General features: G+C 68.3%; 14 protein-coding genes. 5 read left to right on the plus strand and 9 right to left on the minus strand.

Features of this window, described 5'->3' with window-relative positions; translation table 11 throughout:
• Positions 1-9: 9 nt before the first annotated feature.
• The 3 genes from G3N92_RS10800 to G3N92_RS10810 all read right to left on the minus strand — a co-directional run bounded on the left by G3N92_RS10800 (position 10) and on the right by G3N92_RS10810 (position 1,335).
• Entirely contained in the window at positions 10-510 is a 501-nt protein-coding gene (locus G3N92_RS10800; RefSeq protein WP_206127457.1) for a DUF3318 domain-containing protein, read from the minus strand.
• A gap of 20 nt (positions 511-530) precedes the next feature.
• Positions 531-920, minus strand: a complete 390-nt coding sequence (locus tag G3N92_RS10805; RefSeq protein ID WP_206127458.1) for a phage holin family protein — start codon at positions 918-920, stop codon at positions 531-533.
• A 112-nt stretch (positions 921-1,032) separates the two neighbouring features.
• Positions 1,033-1,335 (minus strand): YqjD family protein, encoded by a 303-nt coding sequence (locus G3N92_RS10810; RefSeq protein ID WP_206127459.1) that lies wholly within the window; start codon positions 1,333-1,335, stop codon positions 1,033-1,035.
• Positions 1,336-1,664: 329 nt separating this feature from the next.
• Here G3N92_RS10810 and G3N92_RS10815 point away from each other — a divergent pair, with 329 nt between their 5' ends.
• On the plus strand, positions 1,665-2,303 hold the full coding sequence (locus G3N92_RS10815; protein WP_206127460.1) for a peroxiredoxin: 639 nt from the start codon (positions 1,665-1,667) through the stop codon (positions 2,301-2,303).
• 93 nt (positions 2,304-2,396) lie between these two features.
• On the opposite strand, the gene G3N92_RS10820 is transcribed toward G3N92_RS10815, so the two are convergent.
• Positions 2,397-3,584, minus strand: coding sequence for an acyl-CoA dehydrogenase (locus G3N92_RS10820; protein WP_206127461.1), 1,188 nt, complete (start codon positions 3,582-3,584; stop codon positions 2,397-2,399).
• 74 nt (positions 3,585-3,658) lie between these two features.
• On the opposite strand from G3N92_RS10820, the gene G3N92_RS10825 reads away from it, so the two are divergent.
• The gene (locus tag G3N92_RS10825) at positions 3,659-4,447 is read left to right on the plus strand and encodes an IclR family transcriptional regulator (protein WP_206127462.1); all 789 of its coding nucleotides are present in this window, start codon (positions 3,659-3,661) and stop codon (positions 4,445-4,447) included.
• A 190-nt stretch (positions 4,448-4,637) separates the two neighbouring features.
• Here G3N92_RS10825 and G3N92_RS10830 read toward each other — a convergent pair whose 3' ends face one another.
• On the minus strand, positions 4,638-5,447 hold the full coding sequence (locus G3N92_RS10830) for an EAL domain-containing protein (protein ID WP_206127463.1): 810 nt from the start codon (positions 5,445-5,447) through the stop codon (positions 4,638-4,640).
• A 352-nt stretch (positions 5,448-5,799) separates the two neighbouring features.
• Here G3N92_RS10830 and G3N92_RS10835 point away from each other — a divergent pair, with 352 nt between their 5' ends.
• The gene (locus G3N92_RS10835; protein ID WP_206127464.1) at positions 5,800-7,155 is read left to right on the plus strand and encodes an MFS transporter; all 1,356 of its coding nucleotides are present in this window, start codon (positions 5,800-5,802) and stop codon (positions 7,153-7,155) included.
• Positions 7,156-7,508: 353 nt separating this feature from the next.
• On the opposite strand, the gene G3N92_RS10840 is transcribed toward G3N92_RS10835, so the two are convergent.
• The 3 genes from G3N92_RS10840 to G3N92_RS10850 all read right to left on the minus strand — a co-directional run bounded on the left by G3N92_RS10840 (position 7,509) and on the right by G3N92_RS10850 (position 10,628).
• Complete coding sequence (locus tag G3N92_RS10840; protein ID WP_206127465.1) at positions 7,509-8,660, minus strand: MFS transporter; 1,152 nt, start codon at positions 8,658-8,660, stop codon at positions 7,509-7,511.
• Between the two features lie 158 nt (positions 8,661-8,818).
• Positions 8,819-9,466 (minus strand): 5,6-dimethylbenzimidazole synthase, encoded by a 648-nt coding sequence (bluB, locus tag G3N92_RS10845; protein ID WP_206127466.1) that lies wholly within the window; start codon positions 9,464-9,466, stop codon positions 8,819-8,821.
• 190 nt (positions 9,467-9,656) lie between these two features.
• A complete protein-coding gene (locus G3N92_RS10850; RefSeq protein ID WP_206127467.1) occupies positions 9,657-10,628 on the minus strand; it encodes a LysR family transcriptional regulator in 972 nt (323 codons plus the stop codon).
• A 551-nt stretch (positions 10,629-11,179) separates the two neighbouring features.
• Between G3N92_RS10850 and G3N92_RS10855 the strand changes: the two genes are divergently transcribed.
• Positions 11,180-12,391 carry an alanine--glyoxylate aminotransferase family protein gene (locus tag G3N92_RS10855; protein WP_206127468.1) on the plus strand — a complete coding sequence of 404 codons (1,212 nt, stop codon included), beginning with the start codon at positions 11,180-11,182 and terminating at the stop codon, positions 12,389-12,391.
• A 68-nt stretch (positions 12,392-12,459) separates the two neighbouring features.
• Here the strand turns inward: G3N92_RS10855 and G3N92_RS10860 are convergent, their stop codons facing one another.
• Positions 12,460-13,677, minus strand: coding sequence for an MFS transporter (locus tag G3N92_RS10860; RefSeq protein ID WP_206127469.1), 1,218 nt, complete (start codon positions 13,675-13,677; stop codon positions 12,460-12,462).
• Positions 13,678-13,966: 289 nt separating this feature from the next.
• On the opposite strand from G3N92_RS10860, the gene G3N92_RS10865 reads away from it, so the two are divergent.
• Positions 13,967-14,414 (plus strand): 2Fe-2S iron-sulfur cluster-binding protein (locus G3N92_RS10865; RefSeq protein WP_206127470.1); only part of this gene is annotated, 448 nt, incomplete at its 3' end.

Genomic DNA, 14,414 nt, shown 5'->3' on the forward strand with positions numbered 1-14,414 from the left:
CCGGGCGGATCAGGGCGTGCCGCTGTCTTTTTGCGTGACGCGATGCGCGCCGGTGGCGGCACCGCCGGCCTTGATCGCTTCCGCCGCGGTCTTGTCGCGCTGGGCGCCGCGCCAGATCTGGTAGGCCTCCCACACGGCGAAGCCGACGGAGCCCCATTTCAGGGCGGGGCCGGCGCCTTTGGCGACCAGCGAGCGCACCGGCTTGGCGAGCACGGCCGATGCCAGCGAGCTGACGAGCGGATATTGGCTGACGATCGAACCGAGGCTCGCGTTGATGCCCTTCGCGGAGCGGCCCAGCGAGCCGCCCGAAAAGCCGGGCATCAGCAGCTTCAGCCAGCGGAAGTGCGTCACGGCCTGGCGCAGTTCAGCGCCGGCTTCGGCCAGTTCGAGGCGTTCGACGTCCGAGCGCAGGATCAGCAACTCCTTGCGCAACGCACGGTACTGCGTGGGACTGAGCCGCCGCCGCGAACGCGGCTGGCGGAACGGATCGTCCGAGGCGGATGGGTTCATGGCGCGTGGGCGTGAGGTGGTCAGGGCTTGCCGCGAAACAGTTCGCGGTCCTTTTCGAGCTCGTGCAGCGTGGCCTCGAAGACGCTCGGCGCCTCGCGAAGGCCGCTGCGGGCCTTGAGCCCGCAGATCAGCGCGCCGATCGCGTAGATCGCCGTGATGCCGGCCAGCGATTGCCAGCGGTAGGTGTCCCAGAAGGCGATCGCGATCAGCACGGTCATGCTGATCAGGGCCATCGTGGCGAGCATCATCGCGCCGAGGCCGAGGAACAGCACGCCGATCAGGCGCTCTTTTTCCTCTGCGAGCTCGATCCCGACGAGTTCCAGCCGGGTTTGCAGGAGCGCGAATACGGACCCGAGCAGGCGGCGCAACGGACCGTGTGCTGAATGGAGCGGTGGCGTATCTGTCGTCATGGATGGGGCGCTTGCGCGTGCAGGAGGCGGCGGGCCGAAGCCGACCGGCGCGAAGGACGCCGGCCGGCCCGGCAGCGGGACGCGGCGCCGCTCGCGGGCGCCGCGGTGGAACTTACTTGCGGTTGATCAGCAGGCCGATCAGCACGCCGACGCCGGCGGCGATGCCGATCGAGGTCCACGGATGCTCGTGGACGTAGTCGTCGGTGGCGCGCACGGCTTTCTTGCCCTTCTCGACCACCACAACCTGAACGTCGGCGGCCTTTTCCTTCGCCTGCTTGAGGCGCGACAGCGCCTTTTCGCGAAGTTCCGACGCGCGATCGCCCGTGCTGGCTGCTGCTTGCTTCAGCAGGTCTTCCGCATCCGCGAGAACGGTTTTGATATCCGACATCAGTTTCTCCTTGTTGATTTCCGACATTGCAACTCCCTATGTGCAGAGGTACCGCATAGCCGACATCCTAGCGAAACCCGTGCCCGCTGGCGAGCAAGGGGAGCCGGATCTCGGCAGAGGCCCGCCAGAGGGGACGACGGGCCATGGTAAACGACTGGCGATAAAAGGAGGGAGTGAATCGCTTGCGAAAAAGTTTCCCCAAACTTTCAATCTGCCGGGAAAAAATGACAAAACATCATGACGATCTGACGGAATAATCGTTGCCCGAACAGCCCGTTGACGTAAGCTTGAGGTTTGGCTGCGCGCGCTCGGCGCCCGGCTGCAACCCACCGGTTCATCCATCCAGGAGGAGCAACATGAGTCTACGTCTTGGCGATATCGCACCCGACTTCGAGCAGGATTCGAGCCTCGGCCACATCAAATTCCACGAGTGGCTCGGCGACAGCTGGGGCGTCCTGTTCTCGCACCCGGCCGACTATACGCCGGTGTGCACGACCGAACTGGGCCTGACCGCGAAGCTCAAGGGCGAGTTCGAGAAGCGCAACGTGAAGGCCATCGCGCTGTCGGTCGACAGCGCCGAGTCGCACAAGGGCTGGATCGGCGACATCAACGAAACGCAATCGACGAACGTCAATTTCCCGATTCTCGCCGATGCCGACCGCAAGGTTTCGCAGTTGTACGACATGATCCATCCGAACGCGAACGAAACGCTGACCGTGCGTTCGCTGTTCGTCATCGATCCGAACAAGAAGGTGCGCCTGACCATCACCTATCCGGCCAGCACCGGCCGCAATTTCGACGAAGTGCTGCGCGTCATCGATTCGCTGCAACTGACCGACAACTACAAGGTCGCCACGCCGGGCAACTGGAAGGATGGCGACGACGTCGTGATCGTGCCGTCGCTGAAGGACGAGGAAGAGCTGAAGCAGCGCTTCCCGAAGGGCTACAAGGCCGTGCGCCCGTATCTGCGCCTCACGCCGCAGCCGAACAAGTGATCGCCGCGGCCGCGTTGCGCGGCCGGCCGGCGCGGCAATGAAAACGGGCATCGCAAGCCACGCTGCGATGCCCGTTTTTTATCGGGGCTGCGATCAGAAGAACGCCTGGATGCCCGTCTGCGCGCGGCCGAGGATCAGCGCATGGATGTCGTGCGTGCCCTCGTAGGTGTTCACCACCTCGAGATTGACGAGATGGCGCGCCACGCCGAACTCGTCCGAGATGCCGTTGCCGCCCAGCATGTCGCGCGCGAGCCGCGCGATGTCGAGCGCCTTGCCGCACGAATTGCGCTTCATGATCGAGGTGATCTCGACGGCCGCCGTGCCTTCGTCCTTCATGCGGCCGAGCCGCAGCACGCCTTGCAGGCCGAGCGTGATTTCGGTCTGCATGTCGGCCAGCTTCTTCTGGATCAACTGATTGGCGGCGAGCGGCCGGCCGAACTGCTGGCGATCGAGCACGTACTGGCGCGCCGTGTGCCAGCACGATTCGGCCGCGCCCAGCGCGCCCCAGGCGATGCCGTAGCGCGCCGAATTCAGGCAGGTGAACGGGCCGCGCAGGCCGCTCACGTTCGGCAGCAGGTTCTCCTCGGGCACGAACACCTCGTCGAGCACGATCTCGCCGGTGATCGACGCGCGCAGGCCCACCTTGCCGTGGATCGCCGGCGCGCTCAGCCCCTTCCAGCCTTTTTCGAGAATGAAGCCGCGGATCGTGTCGCGGCCTTCTTCGTCGAGCTTGGCCCACACCACGAACACGTCGGCGATCGGCGAGTTCGTGATCCACATCTTCGCGCCCGACAGCGCATAGCCGCCGGCCACCTTCTTCGCGCGCGTGACCATGCTGCCCGGGTCGGAGCCGTGATTCGGCTCGGTCAGGCCGAAGCAGCCGATCCATTCGCCGGTCGCGAGCTTCGGCAGATATTTCTGCTTCTGCGCTTCCGAGCCGAATTCGAAGATCGGCACCATCACGAGCGACGACTGCACCGACATCATCGAGCGATACCCGGAATCGACGCGCTCCACCTCGCGCGCGATCAGCCCGTAGCTGACGGCGTTCAGGCCGGGGCCGCCGTATTCCTCGGGGATCGTCGGGCCGAGCAGGCCGATCTCGCCCATCTCGCGGAAGATCGCCGCATCGGTTTTTTCGTGACGGAACGCCTCGGTCACGCGCGGCATCAGCTTGCCCTGCGCGTAGGCATGCGCGGCGTCGCGGATCATCCGTTCGTCGTCGGCCAGTTGCTGGTCGAGCAGCAGCGGGTCGTCCCAGTGGAAAGCGGCAGCAGCCATGTTATCTCCTTGCTTGACTGAAGTTCCGCTGTGCGGAACAATGTTTTGCAAATCGACGACCAGTGTAGCACCGTATGCATTCACCTCATCCCGATCCGGCGCTCGACGCGCGCAAATTCGTCACGGCGCTCGCGCGTGGCCTCGATCTGCTGCGCGCGTTCCGGCCCGGCGAAACGCTGCTCGGCAATCGCGATTTCGTCGAGCGCACCGGCTTGCCGAAGGCGACCGTGAACCGGCTCGCCTACACGCTCACGGTGCTCGGCTATCTGCGCTTCGACGACGCGGCAGGCAAGTACGCGCTCGACGCCGGCGTGCTGTCGCTCGGCTATGCGCTGCTGTCCGGCGCCGGCGCGCTCGACGTGGCGCGCCCGCACATGCAGGCGCTCGCGCGCGAGATCGGCGCGGCCGTCTCGCTCGGCTGCCGCGACGGCCTCGACATGATCTACCTCGAAACGATCCGCAGCGAGACGGCGCTGACGCTGGGCCTGGCCGCCGGTTCGCGACTGTCGATGCTGACCAGCTCGATGGGGCGCGCCTACTTGGCCGTGCAGCCGGCCGACGCGCGCGCGGCGCTGCTGGCGGAGCTGAAGCTCGGCGTGACGCCGGCGCGCGCGGCCGCGTCGCGGGTGGCGGCGGCCGAGCGTGCGCTGGCCGATTTCGCGAGCGACGGCTGCTGCTATTCGTTCCGCGACTGGCACGACGACGTGAACGCGGTGGCCGTGCCGTATCGCGAACCGCGCGAGGGGCGCTGGCTGATCCTCAGTTGCAGCGGGCCGGCGTCGTCGATGGGGGAGGAGGTGTTTCGCAAGCGCATCGGGCCGAAGCTGCGCACGCTGGCGCAGCGGCTCGGCGAGCCGGGCTGAGCGGGAAACATGGAGACGCGCCGGGCCGTCGCGGCCCCGGCGCGCGAGCCTGATTCAGGTCGGACCGAGCGGGAAGCAACGAGATGCGTCGCGCCACCAAGGCCGCGGCGTGCGCGCCGGTTTCCGGCTGGTACGAGCGGGACGCCGCAAGACGCGCCGGGCCATCAGGGCCGCGGCGCGCAAGTCGGGCTCAAACGTGCGCGGGCTGCGCGAACACCGGCCCTTGCATGAGCCGCACGTCGTACTGACGCAGCAGCGAGAACTGCGTTTCATCGGACACCTGATCGAAAATGATCGGAATCCTCATGCGCTGCGCGTAGCCGACCAGCGCCTTCACCATGCCGTCGCGCAACGCGACGGTCGCATCCATCTTGATGTAGTCCGGCCGCGCCAGTTCCGATTCGACGGCGAGGATCCGCCCCGGATCGGGCAGCTTGTCGGCCACCTTGAAGCCGTGATGCTGATAGCTCTGGGTCAGATAGCCGACGAACGTCTTGTGCGCGACGGCGGCGGCCGGCAGCTCGATCACGATGCGCTCGGGGTTGATGCCGAACTGACGCAGCACGGCGCCGAAATGCTTGCCGTGATCGTATTTGACGCTCTTGAGCAGCCGTTCGTGCACGCGCAGGAACAGCAGCCCGTGGCGCTGCGCGCCGAAGAAGTTGATCGCGTGCAGCGCGCGCGAGAGGCGGTCGAACTCCACCAGCAGCGTGTCCTCGCCGATCGCCTCGAACGGGTCGAGCGGCACGTCGCTCTCCGAACTGAGCACCGCCTGGAAACCGAGCTCGTCGCCGTAGCGCTCGATCGCGTCGGCGAACGACGACGACTGCGGCGCGCCGGGCATCGTCACGTCGTAGATCGGTTGATAGCTGCTGCCGAGCGTCATGCCGGGCAGATTGGCGATGGCCGCGTTGCCGCCCGGGGCCAGCGCGAGATGCTCGCGCAGATAAGGCCGGGCGCCGGCGCGTTCGACCAGTTCGGGGATGGTGAGCGGGATCATGATTGGATTGGATAGGCAAACGGAGCGAAGCGTCCCGATTACCTCAAGCATAGTAGCAGCGCCGGCCGCGCGCGGTTCGGCGTTTTGCTCATATGGATAGTGGCCCGGTGCGGCGGGCGAAGGCAAGCTCAGGGTATACAGCGGTTACGTTATGAGAAATTGGTTTTACCATTCGTAACGTTGCGCGCGGGCGGCGTTCGCCCGCGTCCCGCCGCCTGCCCGGCACACCGACACTCCCGGAGACGCCCATGCCCCGATTCCAGTTCGTCACCCTGCTCAATCACGGCTCGTTCCGCGCGATCGCCGCGGCGGAATCGGCATCAGCGTGCGCCGCCGCCGCCGGAGCCGTGCGATGAGCGCGCCGCATGCCGCCGCGCGCACGCTCGAAGTCGACCGTGTGATCGAGGACACGCGGCGTCCCGGTTTTCACGCGTTGCTGCTGGTGCTGTGCGGCGCGTGCCTCGTCATCGACGGGTTCGACGCGCAGGCGATGGGTTACGTCGCGCCGAGCGTGATCGCCGAATGGGGCGTGGCGAAATCCGCGCTCGGCCCGGTGTTCAGCGCGAGCCTGTTCGGGATGCTGCTCGGTGCGCTCGGGCTGTCGGTGCTGGCCGACCGGATCGGCCGCCGGCCGGTGCTGATCGGCGCGACGCTGTTCTTCGCGCTGACCATGCTCGCCACGCCGTTCGTCTCCACCATCCCGACGCTGATCGCGCTGCGCTTCGTGACTGGGCTCGGCCTCGGCTGCATCATGCCGAACGCGATGGCGCTGGTCGGCGAATTCAGCCCGGCCGCGCACCGCGTCAAGCGGATGATGTTCGTGTCGTGCGGCTTCACGCTCGGCGCGGCGCTGGGCGGCTTCGTCAGCGCCGCGCTGATCCCGGCGTTCGGCTGGCGCGCGGTGTTCTTCACGGGCGGTGCGGTGCCGCTCGTGCTGACGCTGGCGATGCTCGCCTGGCTGCCCGAATCGCTGCAGTTCCTGGTGCTGAAGGGGCGGGTCGAGCGCGCCCGCGCGTGGCTGGCCGGCTTCGCGCCGGGCCTGGCCGTCGATGCGCAAACGCGCCTCGTGGTGCGCGAACCGGCCGCCGACGGCGCGCCCGTCGCCGAGCTGTTCCGCGCCGGCCGTCTGCCCGTCACGCTGCTGTTGTGGGCGATCAGCTTCATGAACCTGATCGATCTGTACTTCCTGTCGAACTGGCTGCCGACCGTCATGCGCGACGCCGGCTATGCGCCGTCGACGGCCGTGATCGTCGGCACCGCGCTGCAGACGGGCGGCGTGGCCGGCACCTTGCTGCTCGGCAGCCTGATCGAGCGCTTCGGCTTCGTGCGCGTGCTGTTCGTTTGTTTTCTGGGCGCGGCCGTGTCGGTGGGCGCGATCGGCGCGGTGGCGGGTACGCTGCCTTGGCTGCTGGCCGTGGTGTTTGCAGGCGGGTTCTGCGTGGTGGGCGGCCAACCGGCCGTCAATGCGTTGGCGGGGCAGTTCTACCCCACCGCGCTGCGCTCGACCGGCATCGGCTGGAGCCTCGGGATCGGCCGCATCGGCTCGGTGCTCGGGCCGCTCGTCGGCGGGCAGATGATCGCGATGAACTGGAGCAACGCATCGCTGTTTCATGCGGCGGCGTTGCCGGTGTTGGCCTCGGCGCTGTTCGTGCTGGGGCTTGGCGCGGTGACGCGCGGGCGTGGGCCGCAGGCGCGGCAGGCGGCTTGATGTCGTCGAGGAACGGGGGCGTCGTTTCGGGAAGGGTGGCCGTCGGCCTGCTGCCGCTCGGCTTTGTCGCCGTGCTTGCCGGCGGCGTGTGACGGCAGCGTTTCGCCGAAGCGCGCCAGCGTTCATCGCCTCGCTGCGTGATGGCTGCGGTTCTTCGTAACGCCCCGGCGTTTACGCCGCAACGGCTCAACGCAGCGTTTCGCCGCAGCATCCACACCCGCGAAGCCTGACAAGCGCGTTCAGCCGAAGACCCGGTGTTCACCTCGGCGCCCGACGGCCGCGCTCCTTCGCAGCGCGCCGGCGTTTACATCCGCGAAGCCTGACAACCGTGCGCCATCGAAGCCGCCCGGCCGTCACACGCCGCGCCGCCGCTCCCACCACGCGGCCAGCACGAACGCGAGCGACGCGGCCACCATCACGCCGATCAGCGCATCGCTGCCCCAGGCGTTCATCAGCGAGCCGGCCACGATCGGGCCGCCGAAGCTCGCCACGCTCCACGACGCCGACACCAGCGAGCTGGCCGTGACGAGCGCCGCGCCGCGAAAGCGCTCGCCGCACGCGACGATCGACAGCGTATAGGTGCTGCCCGCCGCCGCGCCGATCACGAACAGCAGCGGCCAGCACAGCCACGGATTCGCGATCACCAGCGGCAGCAACGGCAGCAGCAGCGTGACGACGATGCCCGCGCCGAGATGCACGCGCGCGCGGCCGAGCTTGTCGGCGAGCCAGCCGATCGGGAACTGCATGGTGGTGTCGCCGAGCAGCGTGATCGACGCCAGCAGCACGGCCACGCCGCTCGCGACGCCGCGCTCGATGCCGTAGATCGGCAGCAGCGACAGCGCGAGCGTGTCGAACAGCGCGAAGAACGCGGTGCCGACGATCAGCGCGGGCATCAGCGGCAGCACGCGCCGCCAGTGATCGTGCTCGGCCTCGTCGTGGTGCGGCGCGCTCGCGCCGGGCGGGCGGCGGATCGCGGCCAGCGTCGGCAGTGCAAGCAGGAACAGCGCGCCGCACAGTGCGAAGCGCGTGCTGCCGAGGCCGGCGATCTGGCTGACCAGCACCGGGCCGGCCATCTGGAACAGCGTGAAGTTGGTGGCGTAGAGGGCGACCACGCGGCCGCGCGTGGCGTCGTCGGCCAGCTCGTTGACCCAGGCTTCGCCGATCGTGAACAGCAGCATCAGCGCCGCGCCGCACAGCGCGCGCAGCACGGCCCAGACGATCAGATCGGAGGTGACCTGCATCGCGGCGGTGGCCGCGGCCACGGCGAGCACCGACACGACGATCGATTCGCGCGCGCCGAAGCGGCGCGTGAGCCAGGTGACGAACGGCACGATCGCGAGGCCGCCGCCCGCCTGCGCGGCGGTCAGCATGCCGACCACGCCGGTGCCGTGGCCCGATTCGGTCAGCGCGAGCGCGGTCAGCGGCAAGGTCGCGCCGGTGCCGAGGCCGACCACCGCCACGCTCAGGATCAGCGCCAGGAAATCGCGGGTGAGGATCGTTTTCATCGGCCGAGATGCTACACCGGGCAAGAGCTTCGGGCCATGACGCGGGTCGCGCCGACGGTGTCGCCCGCACGGTTTCGGCCGACGGCGGGCGCCGCTGCGCGGGCCGGCCGCTCCGGCCCCCGCTTCGACCCCCGCTTCGACCCCGTACACGCGCCGGGTCAGGCGGGCGGTGTGCCGCCCCAGCCGTTCTCGAACACGCAATCCTCGACGGCCATGCGTTCGGCCCATTGCGCTTCCTCGAGCATCGGCCGCGCGTAGAACGCGTCGACGTGACCGAGGCACAGCACGGCGATCGGCTTGGCGCCGTCGGGCATGCCGAGCAGCGCGCGCAGCGCATCGACGTCGAACAGCGACACCCAGCCCATGCCGAGCCCCTCGGCGCGCGCCGCGAGCCACATGTTCTGGATCGCGCAGGCCGCCGAGGCCAGATCCATCTCGGGCAGCGTGCGGCGGCCGAACACATGGCGCTCGCGATCGTCGCCGAGCGCGACCACCAGGATTTCGCCGCACTCGCGGATGCCCTCGACCTTCAGCCGCATGAATTCGTCCTGACGCTCGCCGAGCGCGTCGGCGGTGGCGCGCCGTTCGGCGTCGACCAGCGCGTGGATGCGCTCGCGCAGCGGCCGGCTCGTGATGCGGATGAAGCGCCACGGCTGCATGAAGCCGACGCTCGGCGCATGGTGGGCGGCGCGGATCAGCCGCGCGAGCACGGCCGGGTCGACGGGTTCGGAGGTGAAATGGCGCATGTCGCGCCGCTCGAAAATCGCGCGGTAGACGGCGGCGATCGAGGAATCGTCGAAACGCATGGGGAGGCTGCCAGGGCTGCTGGGCCGCCGGGGGCGGCGGCCGGAGCCGGCACGATAACAGATACCGCGCCAACGCAGCGGCGCCTGGGGCCGGGTGGGCACGAGCCGCGCCAGTTCGCCGCAGGGCTGGATGGGGAAGGGGACGCCGCGCCGCGGGCCTTGACGGCCGGCGGCGCGGGCAGGTGCGGCGTTACTGCAGGCCGGTGACGACGTCGCCGCGCTCGCCCACCGTATCGTGGACGTAGCCGTAGCGGCCGTTCGAGCGCGGGCCGAAGTGGTACAGCGTGTGCTCGACGAAGCTGCGCGTGCGGGCCGGCACGAACTGGCGGTTCGGATAGACCACGGCCAGTTGCGCATCGGCGTCGTCGATCCGGTAGTCGGCCAGCAGCCGCACCAGTTCGCCGCGCGAGATCGCATCGGTCACGAAGCTCTCCGGCAGGATCGCGATGCCCGAGCCGGCCAGCACGGCGGCGCGCACGAGCCAGGCGTCGTTGATCGTGTAGGACGGCTGCAGCGTGACCAGATGCGCGAAGCGGCCGGCGTCGAGGAAGCGCCACGCGAAGCCGTGTGCGGCGAGCGGCAGCGCGACGGCCGCATGGCGGGCCAGTTCGTCGGGGCGGTGCGGCTCGCCGTGCTGTTCGATATAGCCGGGCGAGGCCACCGCGACGAACGGATCGGGCGCGAGCGCATGGCTGACCAGCGCCGCGCCGTCGTCCACCTTGCGGCCGGCGACGATCGCCGCGTCGTAGGTGGTGTCGAGCCCGTCGATCGGGCTTTCGGCGATGGTCAGTTGCACGCGCACCTTCGGATACTGGCGGCGGAACCCGTCGACGAGCGGCGTGAGCCGTTGCGGCGACAACGAACCGGACACGGCGATCCGCAAGGTGCCGACCGGCTCGCGGATGGTGTGCGCCACCGACGCCTCGAGGTGATCGAACTCCTCGAGCAATGCGCGGCAGCCGTCGAGATAGCGCGTGCCGGCTTCGGTCAGCGAGAGGTTGCGCGTGGTGCGATGGATCAGCCGGGTGTCGAGGTGCGTTTCGAGCATCGCGATCGAACGCGTGACGAGCGCATTGGACACGCCCAGCTTGCGCGCCGCCTGCCGAAAGCTTTGTAGCTCGGCGACGCAGACGAACACCCTCATGGTTTGGATCTGGTTCATAGCTTTGTCGGCCCGTTCGATGATTGTGCTTGTGTGTGCCGTGTCGCGGTGCCCGTCAAACGCTGTCGGATCAGCCCGGGTGAATTATCTAATACGCACGGCTCGGTAAATTGTTCAATAAAGTTGTTAAGACAGTCAACCGGTTAATGTGATGAATTTGCCGGTATTTTTAACAGGGTGGCGCCGATAAAGCGTTGCCTATGAAACCGATTGAATTTGTTAAGTAATTGAATTTATTGAAATTGATTCGATTTTTCGAGGTTCTTGGGGTCGGTCGAAAAATTTTATTTTTTGTCGGTTTTATGGAATGGATAGGATCAGAAATTCCGAATGGCGGTGCGCAAAAAAATGTCTGATACGCGTGCTTGGCCGGGCGCGAGGCGGATGAGCAAATAAATCGGTTTCGATCCATTCGGTTAATCCCGCAACGACGCGCGGCGCCGGCTGTGCCCCCTGGCAGTCGGGCCGGGGGGCTTGCATGCGCGGCCGGTTCGCGGAATGATCGTCGGTTCCGGTGCGCTCGCACCCTGTTACCACGCTCCCGCTCGCTCATGTCCCATAACGACCATTCGCCGATCCCCTGTCCCGTCGTGGTTCCGCTCGACGCGATCCTTCCCGAGGAACCGCTGCTGATGATGGGGGCCGGCCCCGTGCCGATCCCGGCCGCGGTCGCCAAGGCGAATGCGATCGTGATCAACCACCTCGGCGCGACGATGGCGAAGATCATCGAGCAAGTGAAGGAGATGGCGCGCTACGTGTTCCAGACCCGCACGAAATGGGTGCTCGGCGTGGCCGGCCCCGGCTCGGCCGCGATGGAAATGGCGATCTCGAACCTGGCGTGGCGCGGCACGCGCGTGCTGTCGATCCGCAACGGCTTCTTCAGCGCGCGGATGGCCGAGATGGCGATCCGGATCGGCGCCGACGTGCGTTACCTCGACGTGCCCGACCGCGAAGCCGCGAGCCTCGAGGCGGTGGCCGAGGCGATCGCGCGCGAGCAGCCCGAGATCGTCACGATCGTCCACGGCGAAACCTCGAACACGGTCTGGAACCGGCACCTGAAGGAGATCGCGGCGCTGGCCAAGGCGGCCGGCGCGCTGGTGGTGGTCGATGCCGTGTGCACGCTGTCCACCATGCCGCTCGAGATGGATGCCTGGGGCATCGACGCGGTCATCACGGGCGGCCAGAAGGGGTTGTCGTCGATTCCGGGCGTGTCGCTGATCGCGTTCTCGGACGCCGCCTGGGCGCGCATGAAGCAGCGCCCCGAGCCGAACGCGCACTGGTGCCTCGACATGTCGCTGGCCGAGAACTTCTGGCACAACGCCGGCTATCACTACACGGCCCCGGTGTCGGGCGTGCTGGCGCTGCACGAGGCGCTGCGGCTGGTGTGCCAGGAAACGCTGGAAAGCCGCTACGCGCGCCATCAGCGCTGCGCGCTGGCGCTGCAGGCCGGCGTCGCCGCGATGGGGCTCGAGCTCTATACGCCGGAGGAATGCCGGCTCAATTCGGTGGTCGGTATCCGCGTGCCGGAAGGGCTGACGCCGGGCCTCATCTGCGGGCACATCTCTCAGCGTCACCAGGTGGAGATTTCGGGCTCGTTCGGGCTGCCGATCGTGCGGATCGGCCAGATGGGCGAGCAATGCCGCGAACACAACCTGTTCCGCACGCTGCACGCGTTCGGCCGCACGATGGTGGATCTGAAGGTGCCGGTCGATTTGTCGGGCGGGGTGGCCGCGCTGGAGCAGGCGCTGTCGAACCGGTTGTAGGAGCGGCGGGCGGCGCGGGCCGCCTCGGCCGTTCGCCGCGCGGGCAGGGCGCCCGCGCGCATTGAAACTCAGGCCGCCGCGCCCGTTTGCGCGCCGCCGCGGTTCTGGCGCTGATAGAGCATCAGCGAGATCGCCACGCCCGCCGCGGCCGCCACGGCCGCGAACAGGAACACCTGCGGATAGCCGAATTCCCCGGCCACGTAGCCGGCCAGCGGGCCGGTGATGCCGAGCGACAGATCGAGGAACACCGAGTAGGCCGACAGCGCCGCGCCGCGGCTGGCCGGCGGCACCAGCGCCACCGCCTCCACGCCGAGCGCCGGGAAGATCAGCGCGAAGCCGAAGCCGGTCAGCGCCGCGCCGGCCAGCGCGACGTGCGGCACCGGCGCGAGCCACAGCAGCAGCAGGCCCAGGCACTCCACCACGAACGACACGATCGCCACGCGGAACCCGCCGTAGTTCTTGATGGTGTTGGCGAACAGCAGGCGCGAGCCGATGAACAGCAGGCCGAACACCGTCAGCGACAGCGCCGCGTTCGGCCAGTGGCGCGCCGCGTAATAGAGCGCGATGAACGTCGAGATCGAGCCGAAGCCGGCCGAGCCGAGCGCGAGGCCGATGCCGTGCGGCAGCACGCGCGTGAACACGCTGGCATACGACATCCGTTCGCCGTGCACGAGCGGCACCGGCGCGAGACGCAGCGCGCCCCAGTAGCCGATCGCCGCGAGCGCCACCATCAGCACGCCGAGCAGCGCCGCATTGACCGAGTGCGCGATCGCCACGCCGAGCGGGGCGCCGATCGCCAGCGCGCCGTAGGTGGCGATGCCGTTCCACGAGATCACGCGCGCGTTGTTGGTCACGCCGACCCGGCCGATCCCCCAGAGAATCGCGCCCGTGCCGCACAGGCTTTCGCCCACGCCGAGCAGCAGCCGGCTGGCCAGCAGCAGCACCAGGCTCACGGCCGGCCAGCGCACGAACAGGAGCGCCACCAGCAGCAGCGCGCCGCTCGCGCCGCAGCCGATCAGCCCGCGCAGCACCGTGCGCTTCGGGCCGAGCGTGTCGGCGCAGCGCCCGGCCAGCGGCCGCGAGGCCAGCGTCGCCAGGTATTGCACGCTGATCGCCGCGCCGGCAACCACGGCCGACAGCCCCAATTCCTCGTGCACGAAGCCCGGCAGCACCGCGAGCGGCAGGCCAATCGTCAGATAACAGACAAAGGTGAACGAGACGACGGACAGGATTTGCAGCGTCGTCGAGAACCCGCCGCGCGGGGTCGAAGCAGAATCGGAGGACATGGGTGGCGTGGGCGGGGGACGGAACAACGCGTCAGTAGAAACCCGAATTGTTGCATGGAACGCCGTTCCGTGCAGGTACCGTTTAGTTCATCGGACGATGGCTGTGGCGTGGCTGCTGCGTCCCGATATTGGCGCGGCAGTATGAGCCGCATGCGATTCGGGCTATGGGTTGCGATTTTCGGCGGTGATAGCGTTCGAATCATCGACCCGGCCCGAGCGCCGGCCGGCCGTGTGCCACGGCCAGGCCCGCGCCGCCGGGATTCCCCGCGACTCCAACCAGCGACACCCGATGAGCCAGCCGATCCGTTTCCATCATCGTCAGGCGATCCGCGAAGTCAGCGGCGCCGACGTGACCCGCACCGTTCTCCAGTATCTGCGCGAGGACGCGCACTGCACCGGCACCAAGGAGGGCTGCGCCGAAGGCGATTGCGGCGCCTGCACCGTGGTGCTCGGCGAACTGACGCCCGCCGGCGGCGTCGCGTTCAAGGCTGTCAACGCATGCATCCAGTTCCTGCCGACGCTCGACGGCCGCGCGCTGTTCACCGTCGAGGATCTGCGCCAGCCCGGCGGCGCGCTGCATCCGGTGCAGCAGGCGATGGTCGATTGCCACGGCTCGCAGTGCGGCTTCTGCACGCCGGGCTTCGTGATGTCGATGTGGGCGCTGTACGAGCAGGCCGGCTTCGAGACGGCCGCGCGCGACACGATGCCGATCGCGCCGGATAACGGCGTGCAAGGCG

The organism is Burkholderia sp. Ac-20379 (assembly GCF_017104645.1).
GTDB lineage: Bacteria > Pseudomonadota > Gammaproteobacteria > Burkholderiales > Burkholderiaceae > Burkholderia.

What these genes read in the sequence shown, in the direction of transcription:
- G3N92_RS10800 (WP_206127457.1), bottom strand. Translation starts at nt 510, where the DNA reads ATGAACCCATCCGCCTCGGACGATCCGTTCCGCCAGCCGCGTTCGCGG.
- G3N92_RS10805 (WP_206127458.1), bottom strand. Translation starts at nt 920, where the DNA reads ATGACGACAGATACGCCACCGCTCCATTCAGCACACGGTCCGTTGCGC.
- G3N92_RS10810 (WP_206127459.1), bottom strand. Translation starts at nt 1,335, where the DNA reads ATGTCGGAAATCAACAAGGAGAAACTGATGTCGGATATCAAAACCGTT.
- G3N92_RS10815 (WP_206127460.1), top strand. Translation starts at nt 1,665, where the DNA reads ATGAGTCTACGTCTTGGCGATATCGCACCCGACTTCGAGCAGGATTCG.
- G3N92_RS10820 (WP_206127461.1), bottom strand. Translation starts at nt 3,584, where the DNA reads ATGGCTGCTGCCGCTTTCCACTGGGACGACCCGCTGCTGCTCGACCAG.
- G3N92_RS10825 (WP_206127462.1), top strand. Translation starts at nt 3,659, where the DNA reads ATGCATTCACCTCATCCCGATCCGGCGCTCGACGCGCGCAAATTCGTC.
- G3N92_RS10830 (WP_206127463.1), bottom strand. Translation starts at nt 5,447, where the DNA reads ATGATCCCGCTCACCATCCCCGAACTGGTCGAACGCGCCGGCGCCCGG.
- G3N92_RS10835 (WP_206127464.1), top strand. Translation starts at nt 5,800, where the DNA reads ATGAGCGCGCCGCATGCCGCCGCGCGCACGCTCGAAGTCGACCGTGTG.
- G3N92_RS10840 (WP_206127465.1), bottom strand. Translation starts at nt 8,660, where the DNA reads ATGAAAACGATCCTCACCCGCGATTTCCTGGCGCTGATCCTGAGCGTG.
- bluB (WP_206127466.1), bottom strand. Translation starts at nt 9,466, where the DNA reads ATGCGTTTCGACGATTCCTCGATCGCCGCCGTCTACCGCGCGATTTTC.
- G3N92_RS10850 (WP_206127467.1), bottom strand. Translation starts at nt 10,628, where the DNA reads ATGAACCAGATCCAAACCATGAGGGTGTTCGTCTGCGTCGCCGAGCTA.
- G3N92_RS10855 (WP_206127468.1), top strand. Translation starts at nt 11,180, where the DNA reads ATGTCCCATAACGACCATTCGCCGATCCCCTGTCCCGTCGTGGTTCCG.
- G3N92_RS10860 (WP_206127469.1), bottom strand. Translation starts at nt 13,677, where the DNA reads ATGTCCTCCGATTCTGCTTCGACCCCGCGCGGCGGGTTCTCGACGACG.